Source organism: Roseateles sp. (assembly GCF_047654805.1).
Classification (GTDB): domain Bacteria; phylum Pseudomonadota; class Gammaproteobacteria; order Burkholderiales; family Burkholderiaceae_C; genus Pelomonas.
Window position 1 is genome coordinate 5365523 of the sequence record NZ_JASGIV010000001.1, and the last position, 18687, is coordinate 5384209.

At 69.5% G+C, this 18687-nt stretch carries 19 protein-coding genes; 9 read left to right on the forward strand and 10 right to left on the reverse strand.

Annotated features, from left to right (window positions below; translation table 11 throughout):
- Nucleotides 1-141 precede the first annotated feature (141 nt).
- Entirely contained in the window at nt 142-903 is a 762-nt protein-coding gene (locus QM732_RS24270) for a UPF0149 family protein (RefSeq protein WP_415658658.1), read from the forward strand.
- Nucleotides 903-1670 carry a metallophosphoesterase gene (locus tag QM732_RS24275; protein WP_415658659.1) on the forward strand — a complete coding sequence of 256 codons (768 nt, stop codon included), beginning with the start codon at nt 903-905 and terminating at the stop codon, nt 1668-1670. Before QM732_RS24270 ends, QM732_RS24275 begins: the two co-directional genes overlap by 1 nt.
- Here the strand turns inward: QM732_RS24275 and QM732_RS24280 are convergent.
- Complete coding sequence (locus QM732_RS24280) at nt 1645-2613, reverse strand: DMT family transporter (protein ID WP_415658660.1); 969 nt, start codon at nt 2611-2613, stop codon at nt 1645-1647. The two genes, QM732_RS24275 and QM732_RS24280, sit on opposite strands and share 26 nt — an antisense overlap.
- Before the next feature lie 55 nt (nt 2614-2668).
- Between QM732_RS24280 and QM732_RS24285 the strand changes: the two genes are divergently transcribed.
- Nucleotides 2669-3337, forward strand: coding sequence for a hypothetical protein (locus QM732_RS24285; protein WP_415658661.1), 669 nt, complete (start codon nt 2669-2671; stop codon nt 3335-3337).
- Here QM732_RS24285 and glpD read toward each other — a convergent pair.
- Nucleotides 3321-4787 carry a glycerol-3-phosphate dehydrogenase gene (glpD, locus tag QM732_RS24290; RefSeq protein WP_415658662.1) on the reverse strand — a complete coding sequence of 489 codons (1467 nt, stop codon included), beginning with the start codon at nt 4785-4787 and terminating at the stop codon, nt 3321-3323. The genes QM732_RS24285 and glpD overlap by 17 nt on opposite strands.
- A 27-nt stretch (nt 4788-4814) precedes the next feature.
- Here glpD and glpK point away from each other — a divergent pair, with 27 nt between their 5' ends.
- The 3 genes from glpK to QM732_RS24305 all read left to right on the forward strand — a co-directional run bounded on the left by glpK (nt 4815) and on the right by QM732_RS24305 (nt 7536).
- Complete coding sequence (gene glpK / locus QM732_RS24295) at nt 4815-6281, forward strand: glycerol kinase GlpK (RefSeq protein WP_415658663.1); 1467 nt, start codon at nt 4815-4817, stop codon at nt 6279-6281.
- A 91-nt stretch (nt 6282-6372) separates the two neighbouring features.
- Nucleotides 6373-6768, forward strand: coding sequence for a VOC family protein (locus QM732_RS24300; RefSeq protein WP_415658664.1), 396 nt, complete (start codon nt 6373-6375; stop codon nt 6766-6768).
- A 72-nt stretch (nt 6769-6840) separates the two neighbouring features.
- Entirely contained in the window at nt 6841-7536 is a 696-nt protein-coding gene (locus tag QM732_RS24305) for a helix-turn-helix transcriptional regulator (RefSeq protein WP_415658665.1), read from the forward strand.
- 253 nt (nt 7537-7789) lie between these two features.
- Here QM732_RS24305 and QM732_RS24310 read toward each other — a convergent pair whose 3' ends face one another.
- The 7 genes from QM732_RS24310 to QM732_RS24340 form a co-directional block, all read right to left on the reverse strand.
- The gene (locus tag QM732_RS24310) at nt 7790-8179 is read right to left on the reverse strand and encodes a DUF488 domain-containing protein (protein WP_415658666.1); all 390 of its coding nucleotides are present in this window, start codon (nt 8177-8179) and stop codon (nt 7790-7792) included.
- A gap of 13 nt (nt 8180-8192) precedes the next feature.
- On the reverse strand, nt 8193-11006 hold the full coding sequence (locus QM732_RS24315) for an ATP-binding protein (protein WP_415658667.1): 2814 nt from the start codon (nt 11004-11006) through the stop codon (nt 8193-8195).
- 181 nt (nt 11007-11187) lie between these two features.
- Nucleotides 11188-12270 carry an acyltransferase family protein gene (locus QM732_RS24320; protein WP_415658668.1) on the reverse strand — a complete coding sequence of 361 codons (1083 nt, stop codon included), beginning with the start codon at nt 12268-12270 and terminating at the stop codon, nt 11188-11190.
- Between the two features lie 139 nt (nt 12271-12409).
- Complete coding sequence (locus QM732_RS24325) at nt 12410-12964, reverse strand: CoxG family protein (protein ID WP_415658669.1); 555 nt, start codon at nt 12962-12964, stop codon at nt 12410-12412.
- Between the two features lie 63 nt (nt 12965-13027).
- Nucleotides 13028-13348, reverse strand: coding sequence for a BON domain-containing protein (locus QM732_RS24330; RefSeq protein WP_415658670.1), 321 nt, complete (start codon nt 13346-13348; stop codon nt 13028-13030).
- Nucleotides 13349-13465: 117 nt separating this feature from the next.
- Nucleotides 13466-14656, reverse strand: a complete 1191-nt coding sequence (locus QM732_RS24335; protein ID WP_415658671.1) for a vWA domain-containing protein — start codon at nt 14654-14656, stop codon at nt 13466-13468.
- Complete coding sequence (locus QM732_RS24340) at nt 14643-15539, reverse strand: AAA family ATPase (protein WP_415658672.1); 897 nt, start codon at nt 15537-15539, stop codon at nt 14643-14645. The genes QM732_RS24335 and QM732_RS24340 overlap by 14 nt, the downstream gene beginning before the upstream one ends.
- A gap of 115 nt (nt 15540-15654) precedes the next feature.
- Here QM732_RS24340 and QM732_RS24345 point away from each other — a divergent pair, with 115 nt between their 5' ends.
- Together QM732_RS24345 and QM732_RS24350 are read left to right on the forward strand one after the other, a co-directional pair.
- Nucleotides 15655-15876, forward strand: coding sequence for a hypothetical protein (locus QM732_RS24345; protein ID WP_415658673.1), 222 nt, complete (start codon nt 15655-15657; stop codon nt 15874-15876).
- Between the two features lie 5 nt (nt 15877-15881).
- Nucleotides 15882-16418: a DUF924 family protein gene (locus QM732_RS24350; protein WP_415658674.1), complete on the forward strand. Its 537-nt coding sequence runs from the start codon at nt 15882-15884 to the stop codon at nt 16416-16418.
- On the opposite strand, the gene QM732_RS24355 is transcribed toward QM732_RS24350, so the two are convergent.
- The gene (locus QM732_RS24355) at nt 16415-16705 is read right to left on the reverse strand and encodes a hypothetical protein (protein WP_415658675.1); all 291 of its coding nucleotides are present in this window, start codon (nt 16703-16705) and stop codon (nt 16415-16417) included. The genes QM732_RS24350 and QM732_RS24355 overlap by 4 nt on opposite strands.
- 150 nt (nt 16706-16855) lie before the next feature.
- Here QM732_RS24355 and QM732_RS24360 point away from each other — a divergent pair, with 150 nt between their 5' ends.
- Nucleotides 16856-18619 carry a hypothetical protein gene (locus tag QM732_RS24360; RefSeq protein WP_415658676.1) on the forward strand — a complete coding sequence of 588 codons (1764 nt, stop codon included), beginning with the start codon at nt 16856-16858 and terminating at the stop codon, nt 18617-18619.
- The last annotated feature ends 68 nt before the right edge of the window (nt 18620-18687 follow it).

The window sequence follows — 18687 nt, forward strand, 5'->3', positions numbered from 1 at the left end:
GTTATCGATGTCATTTGGGTAAATACCAGGGTGCCTGGTGGTTGACATCGATGGCATATGCGGCTTCATGCCGATGCGGCCACAGCCACTGGCCAGTGGCTCGGCTTGCCGGGCGGGGACGAACGCCGACAATCCGCGACCATGAGCACCCATGACCTCACCGATGCCGAGTTCGCCGAACTCGACGAACTCCTCGCCGCCACGCCCGAGCCCTTGCAGCCGTTGGACGCCTCCATGCTGGACGGCTACCTGTGCGGTGTCATCGTGCAGCCCCGACTCATCGAGGCCGATGAGTGGCTGCCAAACATCTTCGACTACGACGGAGGCTTGCTGCCCGAGACGGTGGACGCGGCCTGGCTGGACAAGCTGACCCAGCTGGTTGAGCGCCGCCATGCCGCGCTGAACCGCAGCCTCGTGGAGGACGGCTGGTTCGATCCCGTCATCCTCGACGTCGACGAGGAGCAGGCCCCCGAGCCCCTGCCCGACGATGCCAGTGACGAAGAGCGCTCCGCCCGCGCCAGTTACGACGAGCTGGGCCCCATCTCGCGCGCGCTGATGCCTTGGGTGGCTGGCTTCCAACACGCCGCACTGTGCTTCCCGGAGCTGTCCAACCTGCCCAATGAGGATGTCGCTGCTGCCATGGCGCGCTTGTACCGTCACCTGCCGGCCGAGACCGCCGAGGAGAAGGAGGTCGTCGCGACGCTGAATCGCGAGCATCCCCTGAAGGACCTGGACGAAGCCATCGAGGAGCTGGTCGTCACGGTGGCCGACCTGGCCGACCTGACCGAGGCTGAGCGCTACCGCGTCGACACCATCCGCCGCGACACGCCCAAGGTGGGGCGCAACGACCCCTGCCCTTGCGGTTCCGGCCGCAAGTACAAGCAGTGCCACGGTAGCAACTGATGCGTTTGCAACTGCTCTCGGACCTCCACCTGGAGACCGAGAGCTACGTGCCTACGCCCGCGCCCGACGCGGAGCTGCTGGTCCTGGCCGGCGACATCGACACGACCTGGCGCAGCTTCGAGCAGTTCCGCGGCTGGCCGGTGCCGGTGCTGTTCGTGCCGGGCAATCACGAGTACGACTGCCGCGACGTGGACGAGGCCCGCGAGGCGCTGCGTGCCCATGTGCGGGCAATGGGCCTGCGCATCCTGGACGACGAGGCCGTCGTCATGACTGACGACCGGGGTCGGCGCGTGCGCTATGTCGGCTGCACGCGATGGTGCGACTTCGACGCCTTCGGCCCCGCAGGTCGCGAGCGCGCCATGCGTGCCGGAGGGTATTTCCAGAAGGTCATGCAGGCCACCCGCCACGGCGAGGTCTTCGGCGTGGACGCAGTGCGCGCGCTGGCGCTGGAGAGCCGTGCCTGGCTGGCCGGCGAACTGGCCCGAACAGGCGACTGGGACGCGACGGTGGTCATCACGCATTTCGCACCCAGCCTGAAGAGTGCCGACCCGCGCTATGGTCGCCAGCCCGGCACGGCCAGCTTCTGCAACGACGACGAGGACCTGTTGCCCGGCGCAGACCTGTGGCTGCACGGCCATCTGCACTGCCGGCACGACTACCGGATCGGCGGCACCCGCATCGTCAGCAACGCCCGCGGCCACATGAAGCGGGGCGAGGCCGACGGCTTCGACGGTGGCCGCGTCATTGAGGTGTTTTCACCGGCTTGATGCGCAGTGCCCACATCACACCCGCCACGAGCAGCGCCACGCCTGCCAGCGTGGCCGGTGGTGGCACCCGCTGATTCCAGGTGAAGGCATAGGCCAGGGCTGCCAGCGTCTCGAACACGATGAGTTGGCCCGACAGCGAGGTTGGCAGGCGCTGGCTGGCCTCGTTCCAGCACAGCGTGCCCAGCCAGGACGAGCACAGGCCGATGGCCGCCATCAGGCCGACAAAGGCCCAGGGCCTCTCACCCAGCGGCAGCGCGTAGTCAGCCGGGATCAGCGTGCCCGGCGCGGCGAGTTGCACGCCGCCCAGCAGTCCAACGCCGATCAAGGCCATGGGCAGCGTAACCAGCCCCTGCGCCGTCGCCCAGGCGCGCGGGCTGCGGTCGGCGTGGGCGCGCAGCCAGTCGGCGTTGCGAATGGGATACCAGGTCCAGCAGGCCACGGCCGCGATGGCCAGCAGTGCACCCTCTGCGTAGCGACGCGGGTCGCCGGCCTGTATCTGCAGCATGGCCACCTCATCGCGGTTCACGAGGCCCAGGCCCGCGCCAATCAGTGCCAGCGATGGCGCCAGCTGCGCCCACGGCAGATGACCGTCGCGCAAGCGGTTGCGGTGGTTGGCACAGACGGCGATGACCACCGGTAGCGTGCCGATGATCATGGTCGGCAGTGGCGCACCGGCGCGCTGGATGGCTGCCGACAGGCAGAGGTAGTACAGGAAGTTGCCGACCAGGCTGAGCCTGGCTGCTTCCCACCAGTCGCCGGCCTGCAGCTCGCGCAGCGCGCGCCGGTCCAGCAGCAGGGCCAGCGGCAGGGCGATGAGTCCGAATGCCAGGTAGCGGCCCACCGTCAGCAGGGCCGGCGCATACCCGGGCAGCATGACGGGTGCGACGAAGACCAGCCCCCACATCAATCCGGCAGCGAGGGCGAACAGCAAGCCAAGAAGCATGGCCGGCATCATCACCGATGCCGCTTTCACATGGACCCGTTAGGCTTCGCGCCCCATGCATCGCCCGCGCGCCATTGCCATCGTCTGTCTTCTGAGTGCCCTTGGCGCGGCCCGGGCCGGTCGGCCGCTGCAGGCCGAGGACGCCGACATCATGGACCCCCGGGCCTGCGAGCTCGAAGGCGCACACAGCCATTGGCGAGAACAGGGCGCCGCCCAGCGCCAGACCAGCCTGCAGCTTGGCTGCGGCATCGGAGGGAACAGCGAGGTCGCGTTGCAGCTCATCAGGCCGCGCGAACTCGCGCTGGGGGGAAAGACCCAGTTCTGGCGGGATGGCGAAACCCGGGTCACGGTGGCCTGGAACCTGGCGCACCGACATGTCGAGGCCGCGTGGCGGCGCAGCGGCGCGGGCCTGGTCCTGGTGGCCAGTGCGCCGCTGGCTGGCGACTGGGTCCTGCATGCCAATCTCGGCCACCAGCGCGACGAGTTGCTGCACCGGCGCAGCACGATCTGGGCACTGGCAGCCGAGCACAACGGCCTGGGCGAAGGCGGGCGCTGGCAGCCCATGGCCGAGCTCTTCGGCGACGACCAGGGCCGGCCCTGGGCCAACGCCGCGCTGCGCGTGGCGCTGCGGCAGGAGCGCCTGTTCGTCGATGTATCGATGGCACGGCGGCTGGGAGGCGTGAACGCACGGCTCGCCACAGCCGGCTTCAAGCTTGCGTTCTGAACCAGGCCGCCACGGCCTCGTGCTGCGCGGCCGTGAAATGCAGGCCCAGCTTGCTGCGTCGCCACAGCACGTCTTCTGCGCTGCAGGCCCATTCCTGCTCGACGAGGTGATGCAGCTCGACCTCGAACAGCCCCGGCGCCACCTCCGCGCCTGTATCGGCCGCGAGCAAGGCCTCGGCCCGGCTGCCGTAGGCGCGCGCCAGCCGCGCAACCAGCGCTGGCGGCCGGTCGGCATGGCGGGCCTGCAGCATGGCGATGAAGCCGTCGATGTCGACGCCGTGCGAGCCGAGGTCGCCGCCGGGCAGCTTGGCGTCATGGGTCCAGGGTCTGCGTGCGTCGCCCAGCAGCGCGCCGAGCTGGCTGGCGCCGTCCTCCGCCAGCTTGCGATAGGTCGTCAGCTTGCCGCCCCAGACGTTCAGCAGAGCCGCGCCGCCCGCAGCGTCGGCCTCCAGCAAGTAGTCACGCGTGACGGAAGAGGCAGAGCCGCCCTCGTCCAGCAGGGGGCGCACGCCGGCATAGCTCCAGACCACATCGGCCGGCCGCACGGGATGGGCCAGATAGCGGCTGGCCTGCTCGCACAGGTAGTCCACCTCATTCACGCTGATCTCGGCGCGGTCGGGCGGCGGCCCGTCGTCGGGCAGCTCCACGTCCGTCGTGCCGATTAACGTGAAGCGGCCTTCGTAGGGAATGGCGAAGATGATGCGGCCGTCGGGGTTCTGAAAGATGTAGGCATGGTCGTGCGCGAAGCGCTGCGGCACGATGATGTGGCTGCCCTTGACCAGGCGCATGCCGTGCGCCGGAAGGCCTTGCCCGCGCAGGAAACTCTCGGCCCACGGTCCGGCCGCGTTGACCAGGGCGCGGCTGCGAAGCTGGCGGCCGCCTTCCAGCGTCACGTGCCAGTCGCTGGCGCCGCGCCTTGCCTCGGTCACCGTACAGCGCGTCAGCACTTCAGCGCCGAGCCGGCGGGCATCCAGCGCGTTCAGCACCACGCAGCGGGCGTCGTCAACCCAGCCGTCGGAGTAGACGAAGCCGCGCGTGAACTCGGGCCGCAGCGCTGCGCCGTAGACCGTGCCGGAAAGCTTCAGGCCCTGCGAGCCCGGCAGCAGCTCGCGCCGTGCAAGGTGGTCGTAGAGGAAGAGGCCGATGCGGATCATCCAGGCTGGCCGCAGATGCGGGGCATGAGGCAGCACGAAGCGCAGCGGCCGGATGATGTGGGGTGCGCTCCTGAGCAGCACCTCTCGCTCCTGCAAGGCCTTGGCGACCAGCGAGAACTCGTAGGTTTCCAAGTAGCGCAGGCCGCCGTGGATGAGTTTGGTAGAGCTCGACGAGGTGTGCTGGGCCAGGTCTTGCGCTTCCGCCAGCAGCACTCGCCAGCCACGCCCGGCCAGGTCCCGCGCCAGGCCCGTGCCGTTGATGCCGCCCCCCACCACCACGACGTCAAAATCATCCATATCGACCACTCTAAGTGAACGGCCGCCATGGATGCTCTGCTTGCGCTGGACCAAGGGACCTCGAGTTCGCGCGCGCTGGTCTTCGACCGCTCGGGCCGGCTGTTGGCCGTCGCGCAGCGCGAGCTGCCCCAGCACTTCCCGCAGCCGGGCTGGGTGGAGCATGACGCCGAGGAGATTTGGACCCACCAGGTCGAATGCGCTCGCGAGGCGCTGACCCGGGCGGGGGTGCGGGTGGCCGCCATCGGCATCACCAACCAGCGCGAGACTGTGGTGCTGTGGGACCGCAGGACCGGCACACCGCTTCACAAGGCGCTGGTCTGGCAGGACCGGCGCACGGCGGAGTTTTGCGAGCAGCTGAAGCGCCAGGGCCTGGAGCCGCGCGTGCGGGAGCTCACAGGCCTTCTGCTGGACCCCTATTTCTCCGCTACCAAGTTGCGCTGGCTGCTCGACAACGTGCCCGGCGCCCGCGAGCGTGCGACCCGCGGCGAGCTGGCCTTCGGCACCGTCGACAGCTGGCTGCTATGGAAGTTGACCGACGGCAAGGTGCATGCCACCGACGCCAGCAATGCCTCGCGCACGCTGCTGTTCGACATTCACCGTGGCGACTGGAGCGACGAGTTGCTTGCCGCCTTCGACATCCCGCGCAGCTTGTTGCCCGAAGTGCGACCGTCGGCCGGTGATTTCGGCAGGGCGGTGGAGTTCGATGTGCCGATCGCGGGCATCGCCGGCGACCAGCAGGCCGCCCTCTTCGGCCAGGCCGCCCTGGCCCCTGGCCAGGCCAAGAACACCTATGGCACTGGCTGCTTCCTGCTGATGCACACCGGCACGCAGGCGCGCGCCTCCACGCAGGGCCTGGTGACGACGCGCGCAGCCCAGGTGGATGCCGCCGCGCAGTACGCGCTGGAAGGCAGCGTCTTCGTCGGTGGCGCTGTCGTGCAGTGGCTGCGCGACGGACTGCGCGCCGTGCGCTCCAGCAGCGAGGTGCAGGCGCTTGCGGGCAGCGTGCCCGATGCGGGCGGCGTGATCTTCGTGCCGGCCTTCGCCGGACTGGGCGCGCCCTACTGGCGGCCCGACGCGCGTGGCGCCCTGCTGGGTCTCACGCGAGGCACGACGCAAGCCCATATTGCACATGCGGCGCTGGAGAGCATCGCGTTCCAGAGCGCGGCAGTGCTGGCCGCGATGAATGCCGACGTGGGCGCGAGCGAACGCTTGACGGAGTTGCGCGTGGACGGCGGCGCCAGCGCCAACGACTTGCTGATGCAGTTCCAGGCTGACCTGCTTGGCATCCCGGTGCTGCGCCCCGATGTCATCGAGACGACAGCCCTGGGTGCCGCGCTGTTGGCCGGCCTGGGCTGCGGCCTCTATGCCTCGACCGCGGAGACCGGCGCGATCTGGCAGCTGGAGCGCGCCTTCGAGCCGCGGATGTCGCGTGATGCGGCCGCCGCGCGCATGGCGCAATGGGAGCGTGCCGTGCGCCAGGTGCTGGCCGAGTAGCCGCGTGTCGTCGGTACCGGGGCGGTGCTGCTGACATGCAGTGGCAGTCGACAGGTGCAGCATGCGGGCCTTCGATTTCAAGGAGCCTTGCATGAATTTCGCATACACCCTCGTCTACGTGTCCGACGTGGGCGCTTCGCTGGCCTTCTTCGACCGTGCCTTCGGCCTGCGGACACGGTTCCTGCACGAGAGCGGTGCCTATGGCGAGGTCGACACCGGCGCCGGCGGCACCACGCTGGCCTTCGTCGACCACGCGACCGCCCGCGACAGCGTGCAGCACGACTACGTCGCCGCCGACGCCAGCGACAAGCCTCTGGGCATGGAGATCGGCTTCACGGTGGCCGACGTGCCGGCCGCCTTCGACCGTGCCGTCGCCGCCGGCGCGCGCGCCCTGGCCTCGCCCGTGACCAAGCCCTGGGGGCAGACGGTGGCCTATGTGCGCTGCCCGGATGGCACGCTGGTCGAGCTCTGCACGGCCATGGGCTGAGTCGACCGGAGCGTGAGCCATGGGATCAGGGCCGGCGGTCGGCGAGGCCGCGCTCCCGCACAATGCCCGCCCATGCGCCGCGCCGACCGCCTATTCCAGATCGTCCAGCTCATCCGCGGACGCCGCCTCACGACGGCCGACTATCTGGCCCAGCGGCTGGAGGTGTCCATGCGCACCGTCTATCGCGACATTGCGGCCTTGGGTCAGCAGGGCGTGCCCATCGAGGGCGAGGCCGGCGTGGGCTACCGCATGCGGGCGGGCTTCGACCTGCCGCCGCTGATGTTCAGCAAGCAGGAGGCCCAGGCACTGGTTGCGACGGTGCGCATGTCCGAGTCGCGCCTGGATGCGGCATTGGCTCGTCAGGCCGAGAACGCGCTCTCCAAGATCCTCGCCGTGCTGCCCCTGGACGCCCGCGCCGCGGCCGAGAGCCTGGCCTTGTACGCGCCGCTGCCGGCGCTGGACCCTGCCACCAGTGCACACCTGACCGCGATGCGCGAGGCCACCGAGGCGCGGCGCAAGCTCAAGGTGGGCTATCTGGACCTGGGCGGCGTGAAGAGCGAGCGAGTCGTGCGGCCGCTGGCCTGCCTGTTCTGGGGGCCGGTCTGGACGTTGGCGGCCTGGTGCGAGTTGCGCAACGACTTTCGCAGCTTCCGCGTCGACCGGGTCGAGACGTTGCAGGTGCTGGAGGAGACCTTCCGCGACGAGCCGGGCAAGACGCTGGCGGACATGAACCGTCAGCGCGAGGCCCAGGAGCACGGTGGGGCTTGATACCTGCTCCTCTAGCAGCAGCATGAGCGCCGTCATGAAGACGGCGTGGGCTGTAGAGAAAGCCTATGCGGCGACGATGCGGCTCCCGGCGCGCGATTGCGTGCTTGGGGCGCTTGCGACGTGGGGTCTTGAGTCTGCTTGCTGACGGCATGCCTGCTGACCCGGCCCTGTGGACGGACTGGACGGACTCCGTTGAACGAGTGCTGAACCGCTCCACGACCAGAGCGAGCGTCCCTGGTACGGGCGAAGGACGCTAGCCCGCCACCGTCGCCCCTTTTTCTGCCAGTAGCGCGCGCAGCACCGATCGGTGGCAGCGCGTTTCGTCCTCGCAGTAGCAACCCACCGAGAAGCTCGTCTGCGCCGACAGCGTGGCCAGCAGTGCCAGCGCATGCTGGGCATCGGGCTGGGCCATCTCGGCACGGTACCTCTTCTGGAAAACGCTCCACTCGGCCTCCGTCCCGGCGGCCTGGCCTAGCTTCATGACCTCCAGGCTGGGCGCGAGGTTGGGGAACCACACGTCGTAGAAGTCGCGTGACGCGAACTCCGCCTTTGGCACGCCGCGCGGCGGACGACGTACGGTGCCGATACGCGTGCCTTCGCCGTCGGCGCGCGGGCTGCCAAGCCTCACGATGCGGATGGGCATGTGTTGCTCCTCTTCAGTGTCGGCCTAGCACGCGAATGACCTCGTCCTCGGCCACCGGCTTGGCGATGAAGCTGTTCATGCCTGCAGCGAGCGCTGCCTGGCGCTCCTGGTCCAGCACGGCGGCGGTGAAGGCGTGGATGGGCAGTTGGGCCGTCGCCGGGTCGGCACGCAGCAGTTGCGTGGCTTTCAGGCCGTCGACCTTGGGCATGTGCAGGTCCATCAGCACGCCGTCAAGGTGCTGGGCCTGCTCGCGGGCGATGTGGATGGCCTGCTCGCCGTCCTCGGCCTCGACGACTTCGGCGCCCAGGCGCTGCAGCAGGGCCGTGATGATGAGGCGGTTGACCGGGTTGTCCTCGGCAACCAGCAGGCGCTGCCCGGCCAGCGGGTGGCGCGGCGGCAGCGGAATGCGCTTGCGGGATGCCGTGTCGTCGACTGTCAGCGCGGTGGGCAGGGCCAGTTCGGCCCAGAAGCTGGAGCCGTGCACGCCGTCGCTCTGTACGCCAACGCGGCCCTGCATGCGTGTCGCCAGCTCGCGGCAGATGGACAGCCCCAGGCCGGTGCCGCCGAAGCGCCGTGTCGTCGAGTCGTCGGCCTGCGCGAATGGGCGGAAGAGCCGGCCCTGCAGCTCCGCCGGCACACCGATACCGCTGTCCGCGACGACGATGCGCACGCGGTCGGTGTCGGCCACCGATAGCTTCAGCCGGATGTGGCCGTGCTCGGTGAACTTCAGTGCGTTGACAAGGAAGTTGGCCATGATCTGGCGAACCCGCAGCGGGTCGCCGATGACGAGCCGGGGCAGGCCGGGGGTCAGCTCGATCTGCATGTCCAGCCCGCGCTCGCGGCCCAGTGCCGCGCAGCCCTCGAAGCTGGCCTGGGCCAGCGCGTGCAGGTCGAACTCGATCTGCTCGAGCTCCAGGTGACCAGCCTCGATCTTGGACAGGTCCAGAACGTTGGAGACGATCTCGTTGAGCGACTCGGCAGCGCCGACGAGGTGGGCCAGATACTTGTCGCGGTGGGTGTCGGCGGGGCCACCCTGCTGCAGCAGGCGTGCCAGGCCCAGCACGCCGTTCAGCGGCGTGCGGATCTCGTGGCTCATCGTCGCGAGGAAGGCGCTCTTGGCGTGGCTGGCGCCCTCGGCCTGCTGCTTGGCGGCCTGCAGTTCGCGCTCCTGGCGGCGGCGTTCGGTGACGTCCTCGGCCAGCCACAGCGTGGCGCGATCGGTATCTGCCTCGCCGCGCCCGGCCAGAGTGGCCGGCAGGCCGCGGGCGTTGAATTGCACGGTGATGCGCCGACCGTCGGGGTGGAGGAAGTCGCGCTCCAGGGCCTGTGCGGCGCTGGCTACCTGCTGGGCCGAGGGCAGGGAGAGCTGACCTTCGGCGAGCCGGGGTTCGGTGCCGCCGAAGATCTCCTGCCAGTGGTGGTTCACGCGCTCGAAGCGCTCGCCGCGAGTCAGCGCGATGCCGATGCTGGCATGGTCGAGGATGGCCTCGGCCTCGATGCGGTCGCGCTCGCTGTCGGTGATGTCACGCGCGATCAGCATCGTCGCGGGCTCGCCGTCCCAATCCAGCGATGCGGCGGACACGAGCAGGTCGCGCCACTGGCCGTTGACGAAGATGGCCGAACGGAAGTCGCGCACCAGGCCGGAGCCGGCCAGAGCTGCGGCCAGCCGCCTCGGTTCGGTGCTGTCTGGCCACAGACCCAGCTCGCGGGCCGAACGGCCCATCAGTTCGTCGCGAGACAAGCCGGCCAGCGTGCAGAAGCCCGAGTTCGCGAAGCGGATGCGTCCATCCCCGATGTGGGCCACGCAGATGGCGTCTGGGCTGGCGCGCAGTACGCGGTCCAGCATGCTGGCGGTGCGCTGGTGCTGCTGCAGCGCGAGGCGCTCGCCGGTGATGTTGTGGCTGACGCCGCGCCAACCGGTGTGGCGGCCGGCAGCGTCGAAGATGGGTTCGCCCGAGCTCAGTGTCCACAGCAGCCGGCCATCAGGCGCGCGAAAGCCGTTGATACGGTCGCGGTAGGCGCGCTTGGCACGGATGTCTTCCAGCAAGGCCTGGAACTCGGCGTCCTTCACGAGGGCGGCGCCGCCGGGCTGGCCCATGCGAAGGAAGTCCTCGCGTTTGTGGCCCGACAGGGTCTCAAACTCGTCGGACAGGTGGGTCACGTGGAATTTGGCGTCGGCCTCCCATGCCCAGTTGTGCGCGGCCTGTACCAGGCGCGCCAGCCGGGCCTCTTCGCCGATGGCGCGCCGCAGCGCTGCACCGAGGATGCGGTTGAGTAGCAATGCCGAGGCCAGGCCGCCGACCGTGATCAGCAGGTGGCCGATGACGCGGCCCTGTACCGACGGCTGTAGCGCGATGACGCGGCCGGGCAGCCAGCCTTGAGCTTCGAGCGCTGCCAGGCCCACGATGGCGGTGACGTGCAGTGCCGCCAGCGCGAGGGCGGCGGCGCTGCCGGCGACTCCGCCCGCCACGGCGATCAGCACCGGGCTGGCGGCCAGCACCAGGGTGTGCACGCCCAGGCCGGTGGCTATCGAGTGTGCGACCAGGCTGAGCTGGGTACCACCCAGCACCAGCGTCATGGCCAGACGCAGCCAGCCTGCCCGGCGCACCAGCGCGGCCAGGCCGCCCAGGGCCAGCAGCGTCACGCCGATGGTGAAGCGCTGGTCCCGCCAGGGCAGGGTGCCTGCGGACGCGTGCAGCAGAATGCCGGCCGCAACCGCGGTCGCGCCGACGATGCTGACGATGGCAACCAGCGTGCGCGCGGCCTTGTCCTGAAGCGCATCGCGGGTGTCGAGGGCGTCAGTCGGCACTGAAACCATCGCTTGCATGCATGCTGTCGCGGAAGGGTTTGTCGTTGGCGGCCTGGGTGGGAGTCGTCATCGAAACGCGTCCTGGTGGCTGCGCGCGACATTAGCACGCAGGGGCGTTGCCGCCGCTTGTGGTTTCCTGGGGCTGCTGCGAGCGGGCCGATGGCGCACGCAGGGCCTGTTTTCCGCTTGCACGAGTCGCTCAGGCCGCGCGCAGGCGAGGCAGCCAGGCGAGTGGGTCCAGGCGCGCGGCCGGTGCCTCCACCCAGCGGTGGAAAGGCGCGGCCAGGCAGTTGGCCAGCAGCCAGGTGGCCAGCAGCAGCAGCAGGCCCATGGCCGGCGCCGCGCCGGGCAGCTGGGCCAGTAGCGCGTTGGTCAGCAGCAGCACCGGAAAGTGCAGCAGAAAGAGGGCATAGGACGTTGTCGAGCCACGGGCCAGCGTCGCGGCCCAGGTCGTCGGCAGCAGCGGTCGGCGCTCGGCGTGTCGCTGCTGCGCCCAGGCTAGCCACAGGACCGTCGCAAGCGCGAGGGCGAGGCGATCGCGCCAGTCCAGCAGCAGCGCGACCCCCATGGTTGCGGCAAGCAGCACCAGGCCAGCGCGGCGGTGGCGCCACAGGCCCAACCAGTGCACCAGCGCGCCGAGGCCGTAGGAGACGAAGAAGTAGGGCGCGAAGCTGTCCAGCGCTGGATCGCGGTTGAAGACGAAGGCGGAGGCCAGCGCGGCGCCTGCGACCAGCAGTGGCCCGACAACCAGGCGACCGGGATGGCGCCAGCCTCGCCTTGCCAGCCACAGCAGGCCAACGAGGAGTGCGAAGAGCTGCAGGTCGATGGCCACGTACCAGGCGCCTACTGTGAGCGCCTCGTAGCCGAGCACGTCATGCAGCAGCAGCGCATGGGCGAGGAGCTGGCCCAGGCCGATGTCGGCCGGTACCAGCTCGGGCCATGAGGACGCTATGAGGCCGCAGGTCCCCAGTGTCAGCGCCAGGGCGGCAAGGAAGGGCAGGGTCAGGCGAAGGTACCGCCGCCAGAGCAGCTCGGGCACATTGGCGTGCAGGGCCTTGCCGCGAGGCGACAGGCCGCGCGCGCTCAGGAAGCCGCCTACGACAAGGAAGACTTGCACCGCCATGCGGCCGTACTGGTGCATCGCGCCGGCCAGCCATGGCAGGGCTTCATGGGCGGCACGGGCGATGGGGCCGTAGCTGACGAGGTGGTGCAGCACGATGACCTGGGCGGCCAGGGCCTTCAGGGCGTCGACGTGCGGCAGGCGGCGGGAACAATTGGACATGGCGAAAAAGAACGGGCCTGCGCTGAGGCAGGCCCGCTGTTTCGGACATGTGAAATTGTACCGGCGCAGCTCTGGGAACTGCCCCGCTGTTTCAGGTGGTCACCAAGCGCTGGCGTCTGTTCGCAACCGCCTTGAAGCGTCAGCGGAACCGGCGGCGCAGCCAGTCGATCAGGCGGCGCAGCGGACCGGTTGCCGGTGCTGCTGCGGGCGGCGCCGGCATCGGGTCGGTTGCGGGCGCGGCAGGCGGATGGCGCTCCAGCAGCGCGGAATGGAAGCGAGCAAAGAAATCCTCGGCCAGCTTCTGTGCGGCCAGATCCACCAGGCGCGAGCCGATTTGCGCCAGCTTGCCACCGACGCTGGCGCTGACCTCGTAGTTCAACCGCGTCTGCTGCGGCGCCAGAGCCTCGAGTACGACGTGGGCCTGACCCTTGCCGTGACCGGCCGCGCCGCCCGAGCCTTCAAAGGCGAGGCGATAGCTCTGCGGCGGTACCAGGTCCGTCAGCTGCAGCCGGCCCTTGAACTTGGCCTTGACCGGGCCAATGGAGACGGCCATCAGCACGTCGAAGGCGTTGTCACCGGTTGGCGTGATGGCCTCGCAGCCGGGTACGGCGGCCTGCAGCATCGCGGTGTCGTTCAGCGCCGCCCAGGCCTGGGCCTGGGAGACGGGCAGGGTTTGCTGGCCGGTCAGGTTCATGTGCCGATTCTGACGGCCGGCGCAGGAAAACACACGGCCCGCAGGTCGGGCCGCGGGCCGACGTCACTTGCCTGCGACGATGAGCTGGTTGTCGACCGACTTCACGCCGTCAACCGTGCGGGCGATCGCCTCGGCGCGGTCTTTTTCGGCAGGAGTGGCGACCTTGCCGGTCAGCTGCACCCAGCCATCGGCATCGGTTTCGACGTGGACCATGGCCAGCGACGACACCTTGCTTGCGGCCAGTTGTGCCTTGATCTTGGTTGTCACGACGGAGTCCTTGACCCAGACCTTGGCGGTGCCGGCGGGGTTGTCTGCGGCCTGGGTGGCCAGCGGCGTCACCAGGGCGCCGATGACGATGAGGGAGGCGAGTTTCGTGATCTTCATGGGAAATCCTTTCGGCGCAAGCGGCAGCACCCTATGCGCACCGCTGAAACCAGAATCTAGGCAGCGGGGCTGGCGCGGTGCGGCGGACGGCGCGCCGCCCGCATGTAGGACTGCGGCTCAGCGCGCCAGCACGTCAAGCAGGCGGCCTATGCTGTCCAGGTTGTGCACGGGCAGGTGGCGGCTCACCTGGGGCAATAGCGCCTGTACGCCCGCCGCGCGCGGCTCGAAGCCGTCGAAGCGCAGCAGCGGGTTGAGCCACAGCAGCTCGCGGCAGGACAGCCGCAGCCGCTCGGCCTCGCGGGCGAGGCCGGGGCTGCAGGGAGCATCACCATCGGGGCTACGCTCCAGCCCATCGGTGACCAGCAGTACCGTGGCCGTGCCGCTGCCCAGTACGCGGCGCGCCCAGTCGCGGTTGAAGACATGCAGGCTGTGGCTGATGCGCGTGCCGCCCGCCCAGTCCGGCACGACCGACGCCGCGGCGGCCAACGCGGCGTCGGGATCGCGGCCCTGCAGCTGGCGCGTGATGCGCGTCAGGCGAGTGCCGAAGACGAAGGCCTCGACGACGGGCCGCTCGCGCAGGCCGGGACCAGGGTTCAGCAGGCCATGGGCAAGCTGCAGCAGCACGCGCGAGTAGCGGCCCATGGAGCCCGAGATGTCGGCCAGCAGCACCAGCGGTGTGGCGCGTGAGCAGGCATGCTCGCGCTGCGGAGGGGCTGGCGCGTGACGGGCCTCTGCGCGCAGCGTCGCGCGCCAGTCGATGCGGCCGCGCGGTGCCGGTTCGTGGCGGCGTGCCAGGCGCCGCGCCAATCCCGGCTGCAGCGCGGCCAGCGCGCGCCGCGCCGCATTCCATTCGGCGGTGCTCATGGTGTCGAAGTCGCGGCGCTGCAGCAGCTCGTGGTCGCCTGCGTCCAGGCGGGCCTCGACGTCGACCTGCTCGGTGCGGGACGGCGCAGCAGGGCGCGGCGGGAACAGCGCGTCGGCGAGGCGCCGGTTCTCGGGCGGCGGCGGGGCAGCCGCCTGCGCCTGGGCCTGGGGAAGCAGCAAGGCCATGATGCGGCTCAGCAGGTCCGGGTCACGCCAGAACACATGGAAGGCTTGCTCGAACAGCGGCCGGTGTTCGGGTCGGTCGACGAGGCATGTGGCCAGCGACGCCTTGAAGTCGGCCCGTGAGGCCAGCCCGCCGACCTCCAGGGCCCGGGTGGCGAGCATCAGCCGGTCCGTGCCGACGGGCAGGCCCGCGGTGCGCAGCACGCGGCCGAAGTGCAGGACGTTCTCCGCCAGCCTGTCCATGGCGTCAGGCGCGCGCATGCTCGCGCAGCTCAGCCAGCAGGCGCGCAGCCTCGCCGCCCTGCATGCGGACGATGTCGTCCTGATACTTGAGCAGCACACCCAGCGTGGATTGCACGGTGGCGGGATCCAGGCTGACGGCGTTCAGCTCGATGAGCGCGCGCGACCAGTCCAGCGTCTCGGCCAACCCCGGCAGCTTGTAGAGGTCCAGCGCGCGCAGGCCCTGCACGAAGGCGACGACCTGCCGGGCCAGCCGCTGCTCGATGTGCGGCAGGCGGGTACGCACGATAGCGAGCTCGCGCGCGGCATCGGGGAATTCCACCCAGTGGTAGAGGCAGCGGCGCTTGACGGCGTCGTGGATCTCGCGGCTGCGGTTGCTCGTCAGAACGACCAGTGGCGGTGTGGCGGCCGCTATCGCGCCCAGTTCCGGCACGCTGATCTGGAAGTCGGCCAGGAACTCCAGCAAGAAGGCCTCGAAGGGCGCATCGGCGCGGTCCAGCTCGTCGATGAGTAGGACGGGCGCGGGCGTGGTGGTCAGGGCCTGCAGCAGGGGGCGCTCGATGAGGAAGCGGCGCGCGAAGAGCTCATCCGCCGTGCGCTCACGCTCGTGGGCCTGTGCGAGACGGATCTCCAGCATCTGCCGCGCGTAATTCCACTCGTAGGCCGCCGCCGCCAGGTCCAGTCCTTCGTAGCACTGCAGGCGGATCAGCGGCCGCTGCAGCGCAGCGGCTAGTGCCGCAGCGATGGCGGTCTTGCCGGTGCCGGGCGCGCCCTCCAGAAGCAGAGGACGGGCCAGGCGCAGCGCGAGGAAGGCGGCGGTCGCCAGCTCGCGCGAGGGCAGATAGGCCTGGGCCTGCAGGCCTTCGGCGACGGCGTCGATGCTGTCCGGGAGGGGATTGGGCACGGCGGGCCTTGCGGGTGGCTGTGTGGCGTGAGTATGCGGTGTGCCGCGCCAGGTTTCACCACGTGGACGGGGCGAGCGCTTAAGCTGGCGGCCTCATCCACGCATCCAGCCAGCCATGAACTTCACCAAGATCGTCGGAGTGCTTCTCCTCATCGCCGGCGCGGCCAGCCTGGCTACGGGTGGCTTCAGCTACACCAAGGACAGCACCGTCGTGAAGCTGGGGCCGCTAGAGCTGTCGGCCAAGGAGAAGGAGGAGGTCAACCTGCCAGTCTGGCTGGGCGTGGGTGCGATCGCGGTGGGCGGGCTGCTGCTGCTTTTCGGCGGCCGCAAGGGCTGAAGGCCGTGCACGACACGGTGCTGCGCTTTTGGTTCGAGGAGACCTCGCCTGCCCAATGGTGGAAGGTCGATCCGGCCTTCGACGAACGGGTCCGCAGCCGCTTCGGCGCGCTGCACGAGCGGGCGGCACGTTGCGAGCTCTTCGCCTGGCGCGCGACGGCCGAGGGCCGGCTGGCCGAGGTCATCGTGCTGGACCAGTTCGCGCGCAACATCCATCGCGGTACGCCGCTTGCGTTCGCGGGCGACCCGCTGGCGCTGGCCCTCGCGCAGGAGGCGGTCGCCGTTGGCGCGGACCTGGCTCTCCCCATAGAGCGGCGCGCTTTCCTCTACCTGCCATATATGCACAGTGAGTCCGCGGCAATCCATGCCGTGGGCGAGCCGCTGATGCGCGAGCGTGCTCCGCAGCACACGCATGAGTTCGAGCTCAAGCACAAGGCCATCGTCGACCGTTTCGGCCGCTACCCGCACCGCAACGCCGTCCTGGGCCGCGCGTCGACGACCGAGGAAGCGGTCTTCCTGACCCAGCCGGGGTCCAGCTTCTAGATGTCCAGCCGGTAGACCACCGCAGCGGCGCGCTCGCTGGCGCTGTGGCCGCGCAGGGCCTTGTCCCACTCCGGGCCGTCGGCGCCGGCCGATGCCGATGCGTTCTGCGTCATGACGGCGATCTCCTCGGTACCGGCGTCGAACTCGCCGACCAGTTCGCGGCTGTCGAGAAACAGCTTGGCCACAGGGCCGGCGCTCGATGCGATGACGACCAAGTAGCGGGAGACCTGGCGGTGTTCCTGCTGGGCGTGCCGCGATGGCAGTTCATGACCGAAACCCTGGTTCATCATCCGGCCTCCTCACCTTTGCAGGCTGCGCAAGTGGTGACCATTGTGCGCCCGCCGCGCCCGGCGTAACCCTGATGCCCGAGCGCCTTCGTCATGATCCAATTGCGCAATTGGAACCGATTCCAAACAGAGGATTGGCGAGGACGGGACATGCAGGGCAAGACAGGAACAAGCCGCGTCGGCGATGTGGCGGCACGGATGGTGGCGGGCGGGGTGCTGGCCGCCGGTGTGGCGGCCGGGGCCGCGGCAGGCGAGGTGCCGGACTTCGGTCCCCATGTCCACGTCCTGGACCCGGCCATGCCCGGCTTGCAGCAGCGTATCGATGACATCTACGCGGCCCAGCAGCCCAACCATTTCGGCCCACGCCGCGATGCCATCCTGCTCAAACCAGGCACCTACGAGGGCCTGCGCATTCCGGTGGGCTTCTACACGCAGGTGCTGGGCCTTGGGGCACATCCGGACGATGTGCACGTCATCGGCGACCTGCGCTCCACGGCCTTCCTCGACAACGACAACGCGACGCAGAACTTCTGGCGCGGCGCCGAGAACTTCTCGGTGACACCCACGCTGGGCATTGGTGACAACACCCTGCAGTGGGCGGTATCCCAGGCTATCCCGTTCCGGCGCATGCATGTGCGCGGCAACATCCGGCTCAACCAGCGCAACGGCTGGGCCAGCGGCGGCTGGTTCGCGGACGTGCTGGTGGACGGCCGGGTCGACTCGGCGACGCAGCAGCAGTGGATCTCGCGCAACAGCCGTTGGGGCAGCTGGACGGGCTCGAACTGGAACATGGTGTTCGTCGGCGTGCATGGTGCCCCCGAGGGCGAGTTCCCGACGCCGGGCCAGCGCTTCACCCGGATCGCGAAGACGCCGCTGGTGCGCGAGAAGCCCTATCTCTTCATTGATCCCAAGGGCGGCTACGCCGTGCGCGTGCCGGCGCTGCGACGCGACAGCGTCGGTATCTCCTGGGCGAATGGCGCCACGGCGCCGGGCCGGACGCTGCCTATCGACCAGTTCCATATCGCCAGGCCCGGCGACACGGCGAAGACCCTCAACGCCCAGCTGGCGGCCGGCCGGCATCTGCTGTTCACGCCGGGGGAATACCTGCTGGCTGAGACGCTGCAGGTGAAACGCCCCGGCACCGTCGTGCTGGGCATCGGCTTCCCGACGCTGCGATCTGACAACGGCCAGCCGCTGCTGAAGACGGCGGACGTGAGCGGACTGACGATCTCAGGCCTGTTCCTGGATGCCGGCCAGGCCGACTCCGGTGTGTTGATGGAAGTGGCGCCGCCCGGCTCCAAGAAGCGCCACAAGACCGACCCCATCGTGCTGCACGACCTGTTCTTCCGCGTTGGCGGTGCAGCCGCCGGTCAGGTGACGACCGCGTTGCGTATCCACGCTCACGACACGCTGGTAGACCACACCTGGGTCTGGCGCGCCGACCATGGTGCCGGCGTCGGCTGGACGAGCAACCCGGCCGCCCACGGCCTTTGGGTGAATGGCGAGGACGTGACGATCTATGGGCTCTTCGTGGAGCACTTTCAGAAGGCGCAGGTCGTCTGGCAGGGGAACGGCGGGCGGGTCTACTTCTACCAGTCGGAGATCCCGTACGACCCGCCCACCCAACCGGAGTGGACCAGCGCCACCGGTCGCGGCCATGCGGCCTATCAGGTGGGCGACTCGGTGACCCGTCACGAGGCATGGGGCCTGGGCGTCTACAGCGTCTTCCTCAAGCCCGACGTCGTGCTGGATCGGGCCATCGAGGCGCCGCGCCGGCCGGGCGTGCGCTTTCATCACATGATCACGGTCTGCCTAGTCGACAAGGGCAGTATCGAGCACGTCATCAACGACACCGGCGAGGCGGCCCGCTGCAAGGGGAGCAGCAACACGGCGACGTTGAAGGCCTATCCCTGAGGGCGGGAGGAGAACGGCCCCTGCGCGTGCCCCAAAAAAAGCGGGCACCCGAAGGCGCCCGTTCAAGG